The sequence below is a fragment of the Clostridium tetani genome (assembly GCF_900167265.1).
Classification (GTDB): domain Bacteria; phylum Bacillota; class Clostridia; order Clostridiales; family Clostridiaceae; genus Clostridium_G; species Clostridium_G tetani.
This window is the reverse complement of record NZ_FUWT01000002.1, coordinates 208,991-226,255: the sequence shown is the minus strand read 5'-3', so window position 1 is coordinate 226,255 and position 17,265 is coordinate 208,991. Positions and strand designations below refer to the sequence as shown.

Genomic DNA, 17,265 nt, shown 5'->3' with positions numbered 1-17,265 from the left:
GAAGCAAAACTTTTATTTAATGAACAAGGAATAATGAATAATGAACAATTTAGGTGGATTTTCTTCCGCTTTGCTAGAGAAAATCTTTAATTTTATAAAATAATTTTTAAAAGAATAAATATAGCATATTTAGTAAATAATATTTTCAAATAAAGGAGGGAAACTCGTTTGTTTAAAAAGGATGAAAAAGAAAACATTAATGATATAAATTCTAAACTTACAATAGATAATTTAAAGAATATATTAATGAAAAGTGATGATGTTCTTTTAAGGGAAATTAGTATTAATAAAAAGTTAAAGGGAACATTATTTTTCATTGATGGTCTTGTAGACTCTAAATCAATAAGTGAATATATAATTGAGCCTTTAACCCAAATGCCTAGATTTACAGAATCAAAAACAGAAATAGAAGTTATAAACCTTATTAGAGAAGGTGCCTTAACTTATTCATCTCAGACTGAAAAAAATACTTTAAAAGATGTAATTAACGGCATATTAGGAGGTAATGCAGCTCTTTTATTTCCTGGTGAAAATATAGCTTTTGTATTTGATGTTAAGGGTTTTGATAAAAGAAATATAACTGAGCCTACAGATGAAAATGTAATTAAGGGTTCCAGAGATGTGTTTGTAGAAACCTTGAGAGTAAATACTGCAACTGTTAGAAGAAAAATTAAATCTCCTAATTTAGTATTTGAAGAAATTATATTAGGTAAACAAACTCAAACATCTATTAGCATTATTTATATGTCCAATATTGCAAATGAACAATTACTTAAAGAGTTAAAAAAAAGACTTGACAAAATAAATGTTGATGCTATCTTATCACTTAATTCTATTGAGGATTATATTATTGATAAAAAGCTTTCAGCTTTTCCTCAATTAATCAACACTGAAAGACCAGATAAATTTTGTTCAAATATAATAGAAGGAAGAATTGGACTGATTATAGATGGTCTACCTATATCCATTATAATTCCAGGAACTCTTGTTCAATTTATTCAAGCTACAGAGGATTATTCACAAAATTATATTATAAGTTCCATATTAAGATTTATGCGTGTAATCCTAATGTTTACTACTCTATTATTGCCAGGGTTTTATATATCAATTATTTCTTTTCATCATGAAATGATACCAATTGAACTTGCATTGTCTATTAGTGCTTCTGATAAGGGTGTACCATTTCCACCCTTTATTGAAGTTATCCTCTTACTTATAGCCTTTGAAGTTCTTATGGAAGCTGGACTTAGACTGCCTAAGTCAATAGGGCAGGCCGTCTCTATAGTTGGAGCAATAGTTGTAGGGCAGGCAGCTGTTGAGGCAAAACTTGTTTCTCCAGCTGTTGTTATTACCATTGCTGTTACTGCAATGGCAAATTATACAGTGCCAAATCAAGATCTTTCAAATGCTTTAAGATTATGGAGATTTATCATAGCTATTCTGAGTAGTATATTAGGTTTAATGGGCTTAAGTATAGGAAGCTTAATTCTTCTTTACCACCTATGCAGTATAGAATGTTTTGGAATTCCTTATCTTTCCCCTTTTGTTTCAGGGAAAAATGAAGACTTCGGAGACACATTATTTAGATTACCTGTATATTTTTTTAAAAATCGTCCATTAAATTTAAATACTTTATATAGAAAAAGAATAGGTTAAAGTGGAAGTGATAATTCATGAAAAAAATATATTTATTTATTTTATTAGTTTTTTCTTTAAGCTTTTCATCCTGTGAAAATTACAAGATAGAAAGAAAAGACATTGATAAAACTATGCTTATAAGTGTAGTTGGTATTGATGTGTCTCCTGAAGGCAAAGTACTTGTAACCATATGTCCTAAAGTTGCAAGTACTTCTGAAAACAACTCTAATGTAGAAAGTAAATCCTATATAATAAATTCTGAAGGTGATACTATATTTGAAGCAGTTAGAAAAATTTCAACTGCTTCAGATACTAGACCATTTTTAGGAAACGTTGAACATGTTATTATCGGTGAAGAAGCAGCAAAAAAAGATATAATTAAATACTTAGATTATTTTTCAAGAGACCATGAATTTAGATTAAATATTAAAGTTTTTGTTACTAAAGGTTGTACTGCTAAAGAAATCTTAGAGAGAGCAAGTAATTCTAATATGATTCTATCTGATTATCTAAAAAGTTTATTATCAAATGTAGATAATAACTCAATATCATCAGAAATTGAATTATCTGATTTAATGCATAAATTTGATAATAAATTTTTATCTCCTTATATTCCATTCTTAGTAATTGGAGACAGTAATGATACAACTATAAACCAATTTTCTATAAACTTAAATGGATATGCTATTTTCAAAAAAGCTAAGCTCATTGGATATCTTGCAGACAAAGAAGCTAGAGGATTAAATTGGGCAATTGAGAAAGTTAAATCAGGAGTACTTATAGTAAAGGACATTCATGGGGATAACATTGCTTTAGAAATAACCGAAGCTAGTTCAAAAATCATTCCACAATCTTCAAAGGAAAAACTTTCAATTTTAATAAAGGTACATACTTCTAGTAATATTGCAGAAATCACTGGAAGAGAAGATATCTTTACTAAAGACTATTTTTCCTATTTAGAAAGAGAACAAAATAATATAGTAAAATCTGAAATAGAAAGTGCAATGGATTTTTCTAATAAAAACAACTCAGATATATTTGATATAAATGGAGCTATATTTCGTAAATATCCTATGAAATGGCAAACCATACAAAAGGAATGGGATAAGATCTTTCCAGAAATAGATATAAAAGTAGAAGTAAACTCTTTAATTAATAGATCCTATGAGATAAGAAAGCCCACAGATAGTAAAAATAAAGAAGGTGCTTCTAAATGATTTTGTTTACAATTTTCATTTTGATTTTAAGTATATTTGAGATTAAAATAATGCTTAAAAATGATCTTAAAAATGAATTGAAAGTATTTATATTATTGACTTTAACAACTCTTTCTTTAGGATATTTATATATATCCAATCCATATAGAAGAGGTTTTGCAGATATTATCCTCACTTTTTTTGGGATTAAATACTAGGAGGTACAGCTGTGTTAACTAATAAAAATCAGATATCTTTAAGGCAGGCTTTACTTTTATTTTTAAATATACTCTTTAGTTCTTCAATAAGATTTATACCAAGTGTTACTTCAGCAAAAGCAAATCAAGCAGCATGGCTTACACCATTACCTTCCTTAGTTATTCTAATATTATTTATACTTATGCTAAATAATATTTACAAAAAACATTCTACGTCTTTTATAGATATAATGTATAACATTACAGGTAAAACTATAAGTAAAATACTGCTTGCTCTTTATATAACATGGTTTCAAATACCCATTGCATTATTTCTAAGATATTATGTTGAAAGAATTTTAACAAGTATTTTTCCTAATGTAAGCACAGAACTATTCTTAATTTTATTACTTTTATTAGTTATTTATATACTTCCTTCAGGAATAGTTGTTATTGCTAGAATGAATGAAATAATATTTGTAATAATATTAATTTCTTTTTTATCTATTGTGTTTCTATCTATTTCTAAAATTCAAATATCAAATTTAACTCCTATAAGTCCTATGGATATAATCCCTATATTAAAAGGAAGTGTTCCAGTTACATCTATATGGTCCTATTTAATTTATATATTTTTTGTAGGAGATGAAATAAAAGATAAAGAAAAAATAAAAAAATTAGGCTTAAAAATCGTAATATTTTTAGGAGTAATTACACCTGCACTCATAGCAACTTGTATTGGCACCTTAGGCTATTCCGTTGTGGAACGTGCTCCCTTACCCTTTTTATCTGTATCAAAATTAATAACGGTTTTTGAAAGTCTTGGAAGAATACACTCTATTTTAGTTGTTTTATGGGTAGCTTCAGATTTTATTCTTATATCAACACTTATATATATATCATTAAATATGCTTAAATCCTTTTTTAATCTTAAAAGTATAAAGCCATTTATTAATATGTATGGTATTTTCATATGTTTCTTGGCTCTTTTACTATGCAATAGTAAATTTGAGCTTGAAGCATTCTCTAGTAAAATAGCATCTCCTGGTAACATTTTATTTGGTCTTGTAATTCCAGTTGCAATATTTGTAATTGGGAAACTTAGAAGAAGAATATAAAATTTTTAGGGAATACTTGTTAAAACAAAAATTCCCTAATTTGACTTACTCTTTTTCTACCTTTTCATAAAGCTTATTACCTGTCCATTCACAAGCATATCCTAAAAAAGCCCCGCATATTAATCCTGATAATACAGCTTTCCAATCCCCCGATGCTGCAAAGGTAGAAAAACTTCCTAAAAAAGTTCCTGGTATAAAAGCTAAATATTTATTTTTAGCTTGTGCACACATTACAAAAGTTATTAATCCTGTGGCTATAGCTGCTCCTGAATTAAAGTTTAAAATGCTCGAAAGCTTTATAGTTATCATTGCCCAAAATACACCACTTATATTTGCAACTATAGAAGCTTTAAAGCCTTCTTTTTTACCTCCTGCTGCAAAAAAGCTAGTACACCCAGCAAATCCAATCCAACCTAGTATACCTATTACCCCACTTAGATATGTCCATATTGCACAAAGTATAGCCGTAGTAATAGATAATGCTATTAAAGAACTCATAACTATATTATATCTCCCTTACCTCTCTTTACAAACTTGCCTACTCCCTTTTGTCCTACAAATTTTCCATTCTTTGCAATAACCTCTCCTCTTAATAAAGTCATTACTGGATATCCCTTTAATTTAAAGCCTTCATAAGGTGTATAGTCCACATTTTCATTTAAATTTTCTTCTTTTATTTCTATTTCTTTGTTTGGATCAAATATTATTAAATCTGCATCACTACCTACTGCTATAGTACCCTTTTGAGGATACATTCCAAATATTTTAGCAGCATTTGTGGAAGTTACCTCTACAAATCTTTGAAGAGAAATTCTATCTTCTAAAACACCATAAGTATACATAAGTGACATTCTAAGTTCTACTCCTGGCGCTCCATTTGGAATTTTATTAAAGGAATCTATTCCCATTCTCTTTTGCTCCATAAAGAAAGGACAATGATCTGTCGCTACTACTTGTAGAGTATCTTTTGATAATGCCTTCCATATATGTTCCCAATTCTTTTTATCTCTTAGGGGAGGTGACATTACATATTTTGCTCCATTAAACCCTTCTTCTTCATAGTTTTCATAGGATAATAATAAATATTGGGGGCAAGTCTCTCCCATTATTGGATATCCTAATTTCCTAGCCCTTTCAACTTCTGATACAGAGGCTTCACAACTATTGTGTACTATATATAAAGGAGCTCCACAAATTTCTGCTAATTTTATAGCCCTTCCCGCTGCTTCTCCTTCACATAATTCTGGACGAGAAATAGCATGATATTTAGGTTTTGTTTTTCCTTCCTTCAGTAGCTTTTTTATGAAATAATCTATTACATAATGATTTTCAGCATGTACACAAATAACTCCACCTTTATCTCTAGCTTTCATAAGAGCTCTCATTAGGGTATCATCTTCTACTCTCATACCTTCATAAGTCATAAATAGCTTAAAGCTAGAATATCCTTCTTTTATTACTTCTTCCATTTCTTCTAAGATTTCATCATTCATATCTGTAATTGCTATATGAATACCATAATCTATACAAGCTTTATTATCCGCTTTTTCTCTCCATATTTTTGTGGTTTCTTTTAAGGTTTTACCCTTAGGTTGTACTGCAAAATCTACTATGGTAGTGGTTCCTCCACAGGCAGCGGCTTTAGTCCCCGTTAAAAAGTCATCACTGGAAAAAGTTCCTCCAAAAGGCATATCCATATGAGTATGTGGATCTATTCCTCCTGGGAATATATATTTATCCCCTGCATCTATTATCTTTTTCCCTGAGTCTTCCAAATCTAGACCTATCTGAACTACCTTACCATCTTTTATACCTATATCCCCCTTATAGGTGTCTGAAGCCGTTACTATGGTTCCATTTTTAATTATAGTATCAAAATTTTGCATTCAATTTACCTCCTTAAAATAAAAATTAAGTGTAGATATTATTAATATCTACACTTAATTTATATTCCCATAACATGGAATTTATTCTAAAGGTAATTAAAATCTTTCTAAAAGTTCTTCCAACTTTTCAACTTCCAAAGGCTTACTAAATAAATACCCTTGTCCAATATCACATTCATATGTATTTAATAGTGATAGTTGTTGTAGACTTTCTATTCCCTCTGCCACTATCTCTAAACCTAATGCATGACCTACTTCAATTAGATGTTTGAGTATAACCTCATTTTGTAATTCATATTTTATGTCTTTTATAAAATCTCTATCTATTTTTAAAATATCTATAGGTAATTTTCTTAAATAATTTAAAGAAGAATATCCTGTTCCAAAATCATCTAACGCAATCTTTATTCCACTTTCTCTTAATTTACTTAACATTTTCATACCTTCTTCTAAATTGTGCATTATAGATGTTTCTGTTATCTCTACCACTATGCCGTTTTTATCCACATCACACTGTTTTAATATTTCTTCAAACTCTTTTAAAAAACCTTCTTCTTTTAAGCAATTGTTTGAAACATTGATGGACACTTTTAAATTGTTAAATCCTTTTTCTTGCCACCGTTTTTTCTGCTTACAAGCAGTCTTAATAACCCACTTACTTATATCCTGTATATATCCAATTTCTTCTGCTAGTGGAATGAAATCATTAGGAGGAACAATTCCTTTTTTAGGATGTTTCCATCTAATTAACGCCTCTACTCCTATAATTCCACCTTTTATTAAATCTACTTGGGGCTGATAAAGTAGTGTAAACTCTTTATGTTTTATACCTCTTCGAAGTTCATTAACTGTATTTATATAGTTTAAGTTATTTTCATCTATTTCATAAGAATAGAAAGCATATCCATTCTTCCCAATTTTCTTTCTCTATAGAGCATAGATGTATATGCTTTTTCAAATAAGGTTGTAAATTCATCTCCATTGTACGGATATAAAGCTATTCCCACACTAACAGTAATTTGCAATTCTTTGTCTTTAATTTCCCAAGGCATTTTAACTTTATTTAAAAATTCATTTATTTTTCTTATTATGTAATTTTCATCCTCTTCATATTCTAACACAACTACAAATTCATCTCCATTTGTTCTGGCTATAATTTTTGATGAAGAGAAAATATCTTTTAATAATTGGGATAAATCTATTAATAGTTTATCTCCATTACTGTGTCCTAAACTATCATTTATATGTTTAAAGTCGTCTATACCTATGTATAATAATGCAAATTTAAAATTATCTTTTTGTTTTATTAATCTTTCCACTTCTTTTTTTATTTTACTTTTATTATAAAGTCTAGTTAATGAATCATAATAAGCTAAATCATATATATTTCTTTCCATGACTTTAAAAGTGGTAATATCCATACCTACAGAGATTACTTCAGATATATTTCTTACATTATCTTTAATCATGGTGTTATTCCATAAAGCCTCTATAATATTTCCACTTTTAGTTATTAATTTACTTTCATAGTTTTTTATTATTTCACCTGAAATTACCCTGTTGTATATGTTATATAACTCTTTTTTATCTGCTTTAGGAATTAGTACTTCTACCCAAATCTTACCCTTTAATTCATTTTCAGTATATCCTAAAAGGGTTTGTGCAAAAGAATTTACAGTTTTAATTTTACCTTTCACATTCCATACAATTATTATCGCATTTACATTATTTATGACATTTTCAGAAAATGCCTTTTCCATCTTTAGGTCTTCTTCAAGCTCTACTTGATTTTTTAATAATTCTTTCTTAAACAGTAAATTCTCATGAATAGCCATAAGTTCTTTATAGCTATCCTCTGCTCTTTTTTTCGCCCTTTTATTGGCATTGATTCTTTTATAATTCAAAATAAAAATTAATATGGTTGTTATAGTTATATATATCATGTCTTTATACTTATGCATTTTGCCATAATTATTCATGTAGTACTTCTGTACAGGGTTATGGAAAAAAAACAACCAAGTCATTCCTACTATACAATATATAAGAGGAATCTTTATAGCTTCTATAATAGAAGCTATACTACTTTTTTTATGTTTTTCTTTATAATTTTCTTTAATATTCAAACTACCACCACTTTTTTATGAAAATTATTCCTTTTATTTAACATAATTTTAACATATTTGTCCATATTAATACATAGTTAGATGATTTTATACACAAAAAAACTGCACACTTTTCTGTGTGCAATTAAATATTTATCTTTGTAATGGTATTCTAAAAGAATATTCATCTTTAATTTCATATTTATCTAATATGGTAGTGTTTATAAAATACTTTTTATTAGGTTTAAGTTTATTTAATATTAAGGTGAATTCATTTGGATTATCTTTATCCCTTTGTGTATAGTATCCTTCATAGGGTTTTATATATTCCCCTAATTCATCTTTTACACTAAGATTTTGCGCTTGAAAATATGGTGCTTTTCCTTCTGCTCTATATTTTATTATTGTCTTATCTTCTTTATTTTGTACTTCTTTTATTATAAGTTTACCCATTTTACCTTGATTAAGTTCTATTGGATATTTTGAATCTAAAGACTTTGTTACATATTCTGGTTTCTCTTTCCCATATCCATTATATTTAAAAGGAATAACAGTTAAATGTTTGGGAATATTTTTTACTACTTCAAAATCATATTTATAATTAAATTTATTAGGTAGTAGTCCTTTCGTTCCTCCGCCTGCACCCTTCCACGCTATTTCAACACCCTTATCATCAAAAACAAACCAATCTGAATAAGGAAATATCCCCATTTCGTGTTCCATAAGTCCCTTTCCATTAGTATAATTTCCACTCAAAAATATAGATGTATTTATAGGACTAAACATTACTTTATCTATTTTTATATTGGCTCCTGGGAGCTTAACTTTTGTGCCAGGTTTAAATGTGATGGTTTTAGCTTCCACATCTTCCTTAGAAACAGAAAAACTAAAGTCCCAAATTCCCTTTATATTAAATGCTTCTTTTATATTTAAATCCACATTAAAATTCTTAGGTAATTTTTTATTTTCTAAATCCATTTCACAAACTGCAATAATACTATTATCATCTAAGTAATCAATACTAAGTCCTCCACCAAAATGTTCTTCTTTTCCGTTAATTTTAATATTATTTCCTAAAAAAGGCATGTCTACTCCATTGTTTACAACCTTTTTCATGTTTTTATTGCCTTTTACAGTATATCCTATAATAAGCTTAGAATCATCGCAAAGGGCTTCATTTATAGTAATTTCTAAGCCATTATTTTTTACTGTTTGACCTATTGCTTGAGCATACTTTTGAAAATCTCCTTTATATCCACTTTGGTCATTTAACTTTTGAACTATGGAATTTAATATTGGAACACTTTTCAAAGTATCTGGTGCTGCTCCAACTATTCCCACACCACATACTAAAGTAATAGCTGCTGCGGTTATAGCTATTTTAGTTTTTTTCATACCTTTATTTTCTTTTATATTTTTTATAAGATTTTTCTTTATTCTTTTTTTCTCAATTTCACTCATTTCAATGGGGATATTTTCATATTCCTTTTCATCAAAGTTCATATAATTAAAAGTTTCATATATATCTTTATTATTCATACTATTTCCTCCTTTAAAAATGTGAGTTTTTTCTTTAAACTCCTTCTTCCTCTAGATAACCTATTATCTATAACAGTTCTATTTACTCCAAGTTCCTTTGCTATAATTTCTATATCTTCTTCTAATAAATATCTTTTTGTAAATATAATTTTGTCTATGTCTTTTAATTCATTAATTGCACTTAAAATTTCCTGTCTATTTTCTTCAATTATTATAATATTTTCAGTACTATTTCCTTCATTTGTTATTATTTCATCTAAATATTCTAAGTTATTTTCTCTAGCTAATTTTCTTCTATAATCTATGGCTTTATACTTAGATATAGCTATAAGCCAAGACTTAAAACTTCCCTTGTCTTCTCTAAAACTATCTATATTATTCCAAACAACCATAAACACATCATTAACACATTCTTCTATGCTATGCCTTTCAAATCCAGCCCCTAAAACACTATAAACTACTTTATATGCTAGATTTCCATAGTTATCTAGTGCAAATTCTAATGCCTTTGTATTTTTCTCTTTAAGCTTTTTTATAAAGCTCTCTTCATCTATTTTCATTTTTTACCTCCCCTAAGAAGCTTCTTACTAATTAATACGATGATAACATAGGTTTTCTATCAAGTTTCTTTTAAAAATTTAAAATTTTTTTATAATAAAAGAAGGCTATCTCAAAATAAAATTCTGAGTTAGCCCTATTTTATTATTTAAGTTCAATTTTAAATTTTAAATCTTCCCTAAATTCCACATTGCTAAAGTCATCTGTACAAATACTATATTTTTTATTTTTATCTAATGCTTCAAAATCTATTTCGAATTCGTTAGGATTTTCTTCATTTCTTCTTATATCATAATGGTCTTTAAAATTAATTCTTTCTCCATTTTCATCTTTTATATAAAGACTTCCTGCTTGAAAATGAGGTGTTTTACCAAGAGCTATAAATTTAACTGTAGTGGTATCACCTTTTGTATTTATTTCTTTTATTACAAGTTTTCCAAATTTGCCTTGATTAAGTTCTATTGGATACTTTCCATCTATAATTTTACTTATTTCTTTAGGCTTTTTTGTTTTTATAGTTTGGTGTATTTCCTTACTATCCTTATCTACACTTACACCACCTCCAGCAGAAGGAGTAATTTTACAAGGAATAATAGTTAAATACTTTGGAATATCTTTTACCTTTGTATAGTTCATTTGACTGTTAAAATTCTTATTATTACTAGTTCCACCACCTATGCCAATTGGTGCAAGTTCCACTCCCTTATCATCAAAAGCAATCCAATAATCATATTCAAATATATTACTAGGATTTTGTCCTCCATTTTCATCCTTATAATTTCCACTTAATGAAATATAAGTACCTACAGGAGAAAATACCGTTTTATCTATATTTACAATAGCATCTGGAAAATCAATTTTTTTATTAGGGTTAAATGTTATACTATTTTTAACTATGTCTTCTCTTGAAACACTAAAGGCAAAATTCCATTTCCCCTTCTTACCTAATATATCCCTAATCTTTAAATCCACATTGAAATTCTTAGGTGCTTTAAATAAATTAATATTAGTTTCCTCACTACCAACATAAGTGTAGTCATCAATGTATTTTCCTGTGGCACTACCTGACCCACAAAAACCTTTACCATTTATCTTTAAAAAGCTATTTAGATTAAATACTTCTAAGTCTTTAATTTTTTCATCACTTTTTATAGTGTATCCTATAATTAATTTATAATCGTCAGCTAATACCTCATTTATAGTAACTGTTATGCCCTTATCTGTAATGGATTTATCTATTACCTCAGAATACTTCTCATACTCACCAGAATCTCCATATCTTCCATTAAGCGTTTGAATTATGGAGCCTAAAACTGGTATATCTTTAGCAAAGGTTGGATAAGCTGTGCCTAATCCTATTGTACAAGCTAATGTAACAGCTGCTGCTATAGAACCATATTTTACTGTCTTTAGATTCTTCTTATTCTTTATTTTTTTGTTTAAGTTTTTCTTTATTCTTTCTTTCTCAATAGTTGATATTTCTCTATCCATGTCCTCAAACTCACTTTCCTCAATTTTTATTCCATTAAACAATTTATATATATCTTTTTCTTCTAAATTAAAATTATTATTTTTCATTATAATATTTCTCCTTTCAAGTGCATAAGATCTTTTTTTAATACTTTACGTCCTCTTGAAAGTCTTTTATCTATAGAATTTCTGTTTACTCCAAAGATTTTAGCTATATTTTCTACTCCTTCATATAAGAAATATCTCCTTATAAATATTTCTCTATCCTCATCCTTCATATTATTTATTGCATTTAAAACTTCTTTTCTATTTTCTTTTGATAATACTGTATTCTCTGTGCTAATTTCATCACATAAATTATAATAATCATCTATATCTTCAACAATACTTTCTTTAAAAAGCTTTCTTTTATAATCTATAGCTTTATATTTTGATATAGCAGCAATCCAATGCTTAAATTCTCCTTTGTCTTCATCAAAACTCTCAATATTGTTCCACACAGACCAAAATACATCATTGGCACATTCCTCTACATGTTGAAAATAAAAACTGGAATTTAAAACACTACCTACAATTTTAAAAACTAAGTTACTATAATTATCAACGATATAATCTAATGCTCTTGTGTTTCTTTTTCTTATTTCCTTTATAAAATTTTGCTCATTTATATTCACATTTCTTGCCCTCCTTTGGATAGCATTAAGTGATTTATTCCTATTACTGTACAGGTTTAGGAGTTTCTTCATAATATAGTACGAAGCTATATTGGATTTTCTGACAAAATAAAAATAACTGCTGACAATTATATTTTATCAGCAGTTATCTGTTTATGGTTTAATTATTATTTCATTAGTATCATAAAGAAAAGTTCTAGTTGCATATTCAATTTCAAACTCTGTCCTATTTTTATTTTGAACATTAGCCTTTTGCTCTACTACTCCTGTATCTATGCCAATGCGGACATCTGGTATAGATGGATTATAAATTGAATCTAAATTAGGAACTCTCTGGGATAAACTATTATAAATTTTATCTCTGTGTGCTTGATCTTTGAATGTTACTTTTTCGTATTCGAATCGTCCTCCTCCTCCAAAACTGACTTCAAATTTGTTATAAATTCTATTCTCTTTTTGATACTCTACTGTATATTGTTTATGATCTTTCTTATCTTCTACAGAAATAATTTTAAAATTTTCTCCATTAAAATCAAATTCCATAGGAAGCTTATCTTCAATAACTTTATATTTTTTAGGTTCAAAAAAAGAATATTCTACCCTTAATCCTACTAATCTGATTCCTATCTCATTTATATTTTCATAATATATAGATCTGAATTCTTCTAAATTACCAAAATTACAATATGATCTTTCAAAATCTCTTTCTATAGCTCTATCTAAATTACTTGTATACTCTTTATCTAATCTTATTGAAAATAAAGGCTGAACCATCATTACATCTTTAACTGATGGATTGAAATTAATATCATATAGAATAATACTTTTTAATGCTCCTTTTTTCAATGATTTAAGTTTCAATGTACCTATATCAGTTTTATATTCCTTATTTATTGGAATTGTTTCAACTTTTTGTATTGGTACTTTCATTTTTAAGTTCCAATTAACTTCATATTTATTATTCTTAATTAATTTAATCTTATCATTACTATTATCATATGAAATTTTATGGATATTTAAAGTAACAGGATTATTTTTCATATAATTTATTGCATCACTATTGGTATTAATATACACCACCTTTTCCTTATTTTCTGGATTTGATTGTGGCATTGTATATCCCAAATTCCATTCATGTTCTTTACTATTTCCCTCTGCATCTCTTAGACTTAAGGAAAACGTGGCTATGGAATATCTAGGATCAGATACATCATAAATAATTTCTATTCCCGTCTCGTCTGCAATAATTTCCTTAAAATTAAATTCTACATTCTTATATTTAAAAACTTTATTTACTTTTGTAACATTATTATTTTGTCTTGCTAAATCTATTTCTTGTTCAAATATTATATCCTTATAGTATTTATCATAAGCATAAACAGAAGCTGGAATAATAGCAGCTAAAGATAGAACAGCCGCTATTATACGCTTGTATATTGTTTTCTTTTTATCCTTCACATGTTTTCTAAGCTCTTTTTCAACATTATTCATTAAGTTTTCTGGTACTTTAATATTATCTGTATTCATTTTTTACCTCCTCAGTTTTACTTTTTAAAAACTTAAGGCTTCTATAAATTTTTGTCTTTACTGTATTTACAGGTATGTCCATTATAAATGCTACATCTTTTATAGGATAATCTTTTAGATACCTAAGCACTAATATTTCTCTTTCATCTTTTTTTAATTTCTCTAGTAATTCTTCAATAATAATTTTGTCTTCTACGGAATTGTATGAGAATGAATCCTTTATATCTTTTAATGTTTCTTTTGATGAAAAATTTAATTTTTCTCTATACTGCTTTCTACATATATTTACGAGTATTGACGTAAACCAACTATAAAACTTCTCCCACTTTTTTAATTGTTTTATTTTTTCATATCCCTTTATAGCAGATTCTGATATACAATCTTCTGCGTCATATGAATTCTTTGTATATGTAAAAGCAATTTTATAAAACAGTTCTTGCTTTTCCCTTAAAAGCTCCATAAATGCAGAAATATCTCCCTTTTTACTTTTTTTAACTAGTATTTCTGTATTCATCCTGCACCCCTTTCAAATGCCCAGCATTTTTATTTATACGTAAGTTAGATGTTTCAGTAGTGTAAAAAGTTTCAAAATAAAAAAGGTGAGGGTTTTCTTTGAAAAAATCCTCACCTTTTTTATTTAATATTAGTTAAAACTGCATATCCTTAGAAGATACCATTTCATCATCTTCCCAAGTTCCAATGTATTTTTCTCCATCTGTACAAATATGCATTCCTTCTCCATGGATTTTATCATCTTTCCATTCACCCATATACTTTTCTCCATTTGAAAATGTATATATTCCTTCTCCATGTTTTACTCCGTTTTTCCATTGTCCTACATAGCTTTCACCATCTGGCCAAGTGTATATGCCATACCCATGTTTATCATCATTTTCCCATTGTCCTATGTATTTTTCACCACAAGCCCATGTATGAACTCCTTCTCCGTGCATCTTATCATCTTCCCATTGTCCTACATATTTGCTTCCATCTTTATATAAATATGTTCCTTCTCCATGAGCTTTTCCATCTTTCTTCTCTCCTACATAATTCCCGCCGTGTAGGTGTGCTTCACTTTCGTGAGTATGCTTTTTATCTTCAATGTGATTATTTATCATTAATCATTCTCCTTATATGTATATTTTTCTCTATATTATCATGTTTTACATGATGAAGTAAACAAATAAAAAAGAATGGCTTTAATACCATTCTTTTTTATTTGTTTTATTATGAAAGTAGCAACTTATTATTATTTAATTTCTATCTTTTTAAAATTAAGCACTTGTTCTTTTATAGCTTTTTCTGTTGGTATTCTTTCTATACTTGAAGCTCCAAAGAAACCATTAATTCCTTTAGTTTTTTCTATTATATATTTAGCGTCTTCTGGTTCTGCTATAGGGCCACCATGACATATAACCATAATATCTGGATTTATTTCTCTACCAGCATCTGCTATATTTTGTATTCTTTCTACACAATCATCAAGAGTTAATGCAGTTTGTGCTCCTATGCTTCCCTTTGTAGTAAGTCCCATATGTGCAACTAGAACATCTGCTCCTGCTTTTGCCATTTTTCTTGCATCCTCCTCATTAAATACATAAGGAGTTGTAAATAATCCTATTTCGTGAGCTTTTTTAATCATTTCTACTTCTAAATCATAACCCATTCCTGTTTCTTCTAGATTTTGACGGAATACTCCATCTATAAGTCCCACTGTTGGGAAGTTTTGCACTCCTGAAAATCCTACATCTTTAAGACTTTGTAAGTACTTATCCATTAATCTAAAAGGATCTGTTCCACAAACTCCAGCTAATACTGGTGTTTCTGTTGCTATAGGTAAAACTTCATTTGCCATTTCAAGTACTATTGCATTAGCATCTCCATAAGGCATAAGTCCTGCTAAAGATCCTCTTCCTGCCATTCTATATCTTCCTGAATTATATATTATAATTAAATCTACTCCACCTGCTTGAGCACATTTAGCTGATATACCAGTACCTGCTCCTGCTCCTACTAAACTCTTACCTTCTTCTATTTGTTTCTTTAAATTTTCGTATATTTGTTCACGTGTAAATGCCATAAAAAACTCCTCCTCTTATTTCTCCATCATATTTATTAATTTTTTTGCCATAGCTATAGCAAATTCTTCATCGTTTATATTATTATTCATTTCTACTATTTGAACTTTATCTTTATTCACTGTTTCTTTTAATGTATTAAATAAAGCTTTATCTTCTTCATATCCATAAAATACTTCACCTTCAGCATCTATAGCTGAAACTCCTTTTAATGGTATAAATAATGCAGTATCTTTTTTAGCTCTATTTAATTTTTCTCCTATAACTTTTCCTATTTCAATATTCTCTTCTTTAGTTGTTCTCATTAAGGTTACTGTAGCATTATGTTTATATAGATTTCTTTTTTTAAACTCTTCTGGTACTGTTTCTATTGGTCCGAAATTAACCATATCCAATGCTCCTGGTGCTACAACCTGAGGTATTCCCATATCTGAAGCAGCTTCTAGTCTATTAGGTCCTGCATTTAAAACTCCACCTACTACTTCATCACACCATTCTGTGGTAGTCATATCTAAAACTCCTTTTATATATCCTGATCTTATTAAATCCTCCATAGCTCTTCCACCAGCACCAGTAGCATGAAATACTAAAACTTCATACCCATTATTCTCTAAGTATTCTTTGGCTATATTAACTCCTTTAGTAGTTACTCCAAACATAGTGGCACCTATTAATGGTTTTTCTCCTTTTAATTCTGGTGCCTTTCCTTTCACCATACCTATTAATGCATAAGCTGCATTAGAAAGTATTTTTGAAGAAAGTGTATTTATTCCACTTATATCTACCACAGAATATATCATAGTTATGTCTTTTTCTCCCACATAAGGTCTGGTATCTCCTGATGCTAACGTTGAAACCATAACTTTAGGTATACCTACTTCTAAGGCTCTCATAGCATAACTTGCAATACTAGTTCCACCTGATCCACCTAAACTTATTATTCCACTTATACCTTCTTCTTTTGAAAGTCTTTTAACTATAGCTGCAGATCCTTTCATCATTACTTCCATAGCGTATCCTCTATCTTTTTTCTTTATTAGATCTTCTATAGAGCTTCCTCCAACTATGGCAACTTCTTTTTTATCTATATTAGGTCTAAGCTTTGCTTCTCCAACTACTCCTACATCTATAACTATAGTTTCTAATCCTTCTTTTTCTATAATATCTTTTATGAATTTGAATTCTTCTCCTTTAGTATCCAAAGTTCCCAATATTATTATTTTTTTATTCAACCTGTACCCTCCTTTTATTATTATAAATTTAATCGGTTACACTAATTATA

At 28.4% G+C, this 17,265-nt stretch carries 16 protein-coding genes; 3 read left to right on the top strand and 13 right to left on the bottom strand.

Features of this window, described 5'->3' with window-relative positions; all coding sequences use genetic code 11:
• Nucleotides 1-168 precede the first annotated feature (168 nt).
• From B5D21_RS01040 to B5D21_RS01025, 3 genes are all read left to right on the top strand, one after another.
• Nucleotides 169-1,656 carry a spore germination protein gene (locus tag B5D21_RS01040; RefSeq protein WP_011099965.1) on the top strand — a complete coding sequence of 496 codons (1,488 nt, stop codon included), beginning with the start codon at nucleotides 169-171 and terminating at the stop codon, nucleotides 1,654-1,656.
• A 17-nt stretch (nucleotides 1,657-1,673) separates the two neighbouring features.
• Complete coding sequence (locus B5D21_RS01035) at nucleotides 1,674-2,855, top strand: Ger(x)C family spore germination protein (RefSeq protein ID WP_011099966.1); 1,182 nt, start codon at nucleotides 1,674-1,676, stop codon at nucleotides 2,853-2,855.
• Between the two features lie 208 nt (nucleotides 2,856-3,063).
• Nucleotides 3,064-4,149 (top strand): GerAB/ArcD/ProY family transporter, encoded by a 1,086-nt coding sequence (locus tag B5D21_RS01025; RefSeq protein WP_011099967.1) that lies wholly within the window; start codon nucleotides 3,064-3,066, stop codon nucleotides 4,147-4,149.
• 45 nt (nucleotides 4,150-4,194) lie between these two features.
• Here the strand turns inward: B5D21_RS01025 and B5D21_RS01020 are convergent, their stop codons facing one another.
• From B5D21_RS01020 to B5D21_RS00960, 13 genes are all read right to left on the bottom strand, one after another.
• Nucleotides 4,195-4,647, bottom strand: coding sequence for a DUF1097 domain-containing protein (locus tag B5D21_RS01020; RefSeq protein ID WP_011099968.1), 453 nt, complete (start codon nucleotides 4,645-4,647; stop codon nucleotides 4,195-4,197).
• Between the two features lie 2 nt (nucleotides 4,648-4,649).
• Entirely contained in the window at nucleotides 4,650-6,035 is a 1,386-nt protein-coding gene (hydA, locus tag B5D21_RS01015; RefSeq protein ID WP_011099969.1) for a dihydropyrimidinase, read from the bottom strand.
• 96 nt (nucleotides 6,036-6,131) lie between these two features.
• Nucleotides 6,132-6,893 (bottom strand): putative bifunctional diguanylate cyclase/phosphodiesterase, encoded by a 762-nt coding sequence (locus tag B5D21_RS01010; RefSeq protein ID WP_078688057.1) that lies wholly within the window; start codon nucleotides 6,891-6,893, stop codon nucleotides 6,132-6,134.
• A gap of 20 nt (nucleotides 6,894-6,913) precedes the next feature.
• Nucleotides 6,914-8,158 (bottom strand): sensor domain-containing diguanylate cyclase, encoded by a 1,245-nt coding sequence (locus B5D21_RS01005; protein ID WP_011099971.1) that lies wholly within the window; start codon nucleotides 8,156-8,158, stop codon nucleotides 6,914-6,916.
• A 132-nt stretch (nucleotides 8,159-8,290) separates the two neighbouring features.
• Nucleotides 8,291-9,676 (bottom strand): DUF4179 domain-containing protein, encoded by a 1,386-nt coding sequence (locus B5D21_RS01000; RefSeq protein WP_011099972.1) that lies wholly within the window; start codon nucleotides 9,674-9,676, stop codon nucleotides 8,291-8,293.
• Nucleotides 9,673-10,236, bottom strand: coding sequence for a sigma-70 family RNA polymerase sigma factor (locus B5D21_RS00995; RefSeq protein ID WP_011099973.1), 564 nt, complete (start codon nucleotides 10,234-10,236; stop codon nucleotides 9,673-9,675). The genes B5D21_RS01000 and B5D21_RS00995 overlap by 4 nt, the downstream gene beginning before the upstream one ends.
• A gap of 142 nt (nucleotides 10,237-10,378) precedes the next feature.
• Nucleotides 10,379-11,812 (bottom strand): DUF4179 domain-containing protein, encoded by a 1,434-nt coding sequence (locus tag B5D21_RS00990; protein ID WP_011099974.1) that lies wholly within the window; start codon nucleotides 11,810-11,812, stop codon nucleotides 10,379-10,381.
• Nucleotides 11,812-12,378, bottom strand: coding sequence for a sigma-70 family RNA polymerase sigma factor (locus B5D21_RS00985; protein ID WP_035109374.1), 567 nt, complete (start codon nucleotides 12,376-12,378; stop codon nucleotides 11,812-11,814). The genes B5D21_RS00990 and B5D21_RS00985 overlap by 1 nt, the downstream gene beginning before the upstream one ends.
• Nucleotides 12,379-12,531: 153 nt before the next feature.
• Nucleotides 12,532-13,905, bottom strand: a complete 1,374-nt coding sequence (locus B5D21_RS00980) for a DUF4179 domain-containing protein (protein WP_011099976.1) — start codon at nucleotides 13,903-13,905, stop codon at nucleotides 12,532-12,534.
• Nucleotides 13,892-14,419: an RNA polymerase sigma factor gene (locus tag B5D21_RS00975; protein ID WP_011099977.1), complete on the bottom strand. Its 528-nt coding sequence runs from the start codon at nucleotides 14,417-14,419 to the stop codon at nucleotides 13,892-13,894. Before B5D21_RS00975 ends, B5D21_RS00980 begins: the two co-directional genes overlap by 14 nt.
• Before the next feature lie 133 nt (nucleotides 14,420-14,552).
• Nucleotides 14,553-15,023 carry an MORN repeat-containing protein gene (locus B5D21_RS00970; RefSeq protein WP_011099978.1) on the bottom strand — a complete coding sequence of 157 codons (471 nt, stop codon included), beginning with the start codon at nucleotides 15,021-15,023 and terminating at the stop codon, nucleotides 14,553-14,555.
• Between the two features lie 131 nt (nucleotides 15,024-15,154).
• Nucleotides 15,155-15,985, bottom strand: a complete 831-nt coding sequence (locus B5D21_RS00965) for a phosphoenolpyruvate hydrolase family protein (protein ID WP_011099979.1) — start codon at nucleotides 15,983-15,985, stop codon at nucleotides 15,155-15,157.
• A gap of 15 nt (nucleotides 15,986-16,000) precedes the next feature.
• Nucleotides 16,001-17,215 carry a Tm-1-like ATP-binding domain-containing protein gene (locus tag B5D21_RS00960; protein WP_035109370.1) on the bottom strand — a complete coding sequence of 405 codons (1,215 nt, stop codon included), beginning with the start codon at nucleotides 17,213-17,215 and terminating at the stop codon, nucleotides 16,001-16,003.
• Between the last annotated feature and the right edge of the window lie 50 nt (nucleotides 17,216-17,265).

What these genes read in the sequence shown, in the direction of transcription:
- B5D21_RS00965 (WP_011099979.1), bottom strand. Translation starts at nt 15,985, where the DNA reads ATGGCATTTACACGTGAACAAATATACGAAAATTTAAAGAAACAAATA.
- B5D21_RS00975 (WP_011099977.1), bottom strand. Translation starts at nt 14,419, where the DNA reads ATGAATACAGAAATACTAGTTAAAAAAAGTAAAAAGGGAGATATTTCT.
- B5D21_RS01020 (WP_011099968.1), bottom strand. Translation starts at nt 4,647, where the DNA reads ATGAGTTCTTTAATAGCATTATCTATTACTACGGCTATACTTTGTGCA.
- B5D21_RS00980 (WP_011099976.1), bottom strand. Translation starts at nt 13,905, where the DNA reads ATGAATACAGATAATATTAAAGTACCAGAAAACTTAATGAATAATGTT.
- B5D21_RS01035 (WP_011099966.1), top strand. Translation starts at nt 1,674, where the DNA reads ATGAAAAAAATATATTTATTTATTTTATTAGTTTTTTCTTTAAGCTTT.
- B5D21_RS00990 (WP_011099974.1), bottom strand. Translation starts at nt 11,812, where the DNA reads ATGAAAAATAATAATTTTAATTTAGAAGAAAAAGATATATATAAATTG.
- B5D21_RS00995 (WP_011099973.1), bottom strand. Translation starts at nt 10,236, where the DNA reads ATGAAAATAGATGAAGAGAGCTTTATAAAAAAGCTTAAAGAGAAAAAT.
- hydA (WP_011099969.1), bottom strand. Translation starts at nt 6,035, where the DNA reads ATGCAAAATTTTGATACTATAATTAAAAATGGAACCATAGTAACGGCT.
- B5D21_RS00970 (WP_011099978.1), bottom strand. Translation starts at nt 15,023, where the DNA reads ATGATAAATAATCACATTGAAGATAAAAAGCATACTCACGAAAGTGAA.
- B5D21_RS01000 (WP_011099972.1), bottom strand. Translation starts at nt 9,676, where the DNA reads ATGAATAATAAAGATATATATGAAACTTTTAATTATATGAACTTTGAT.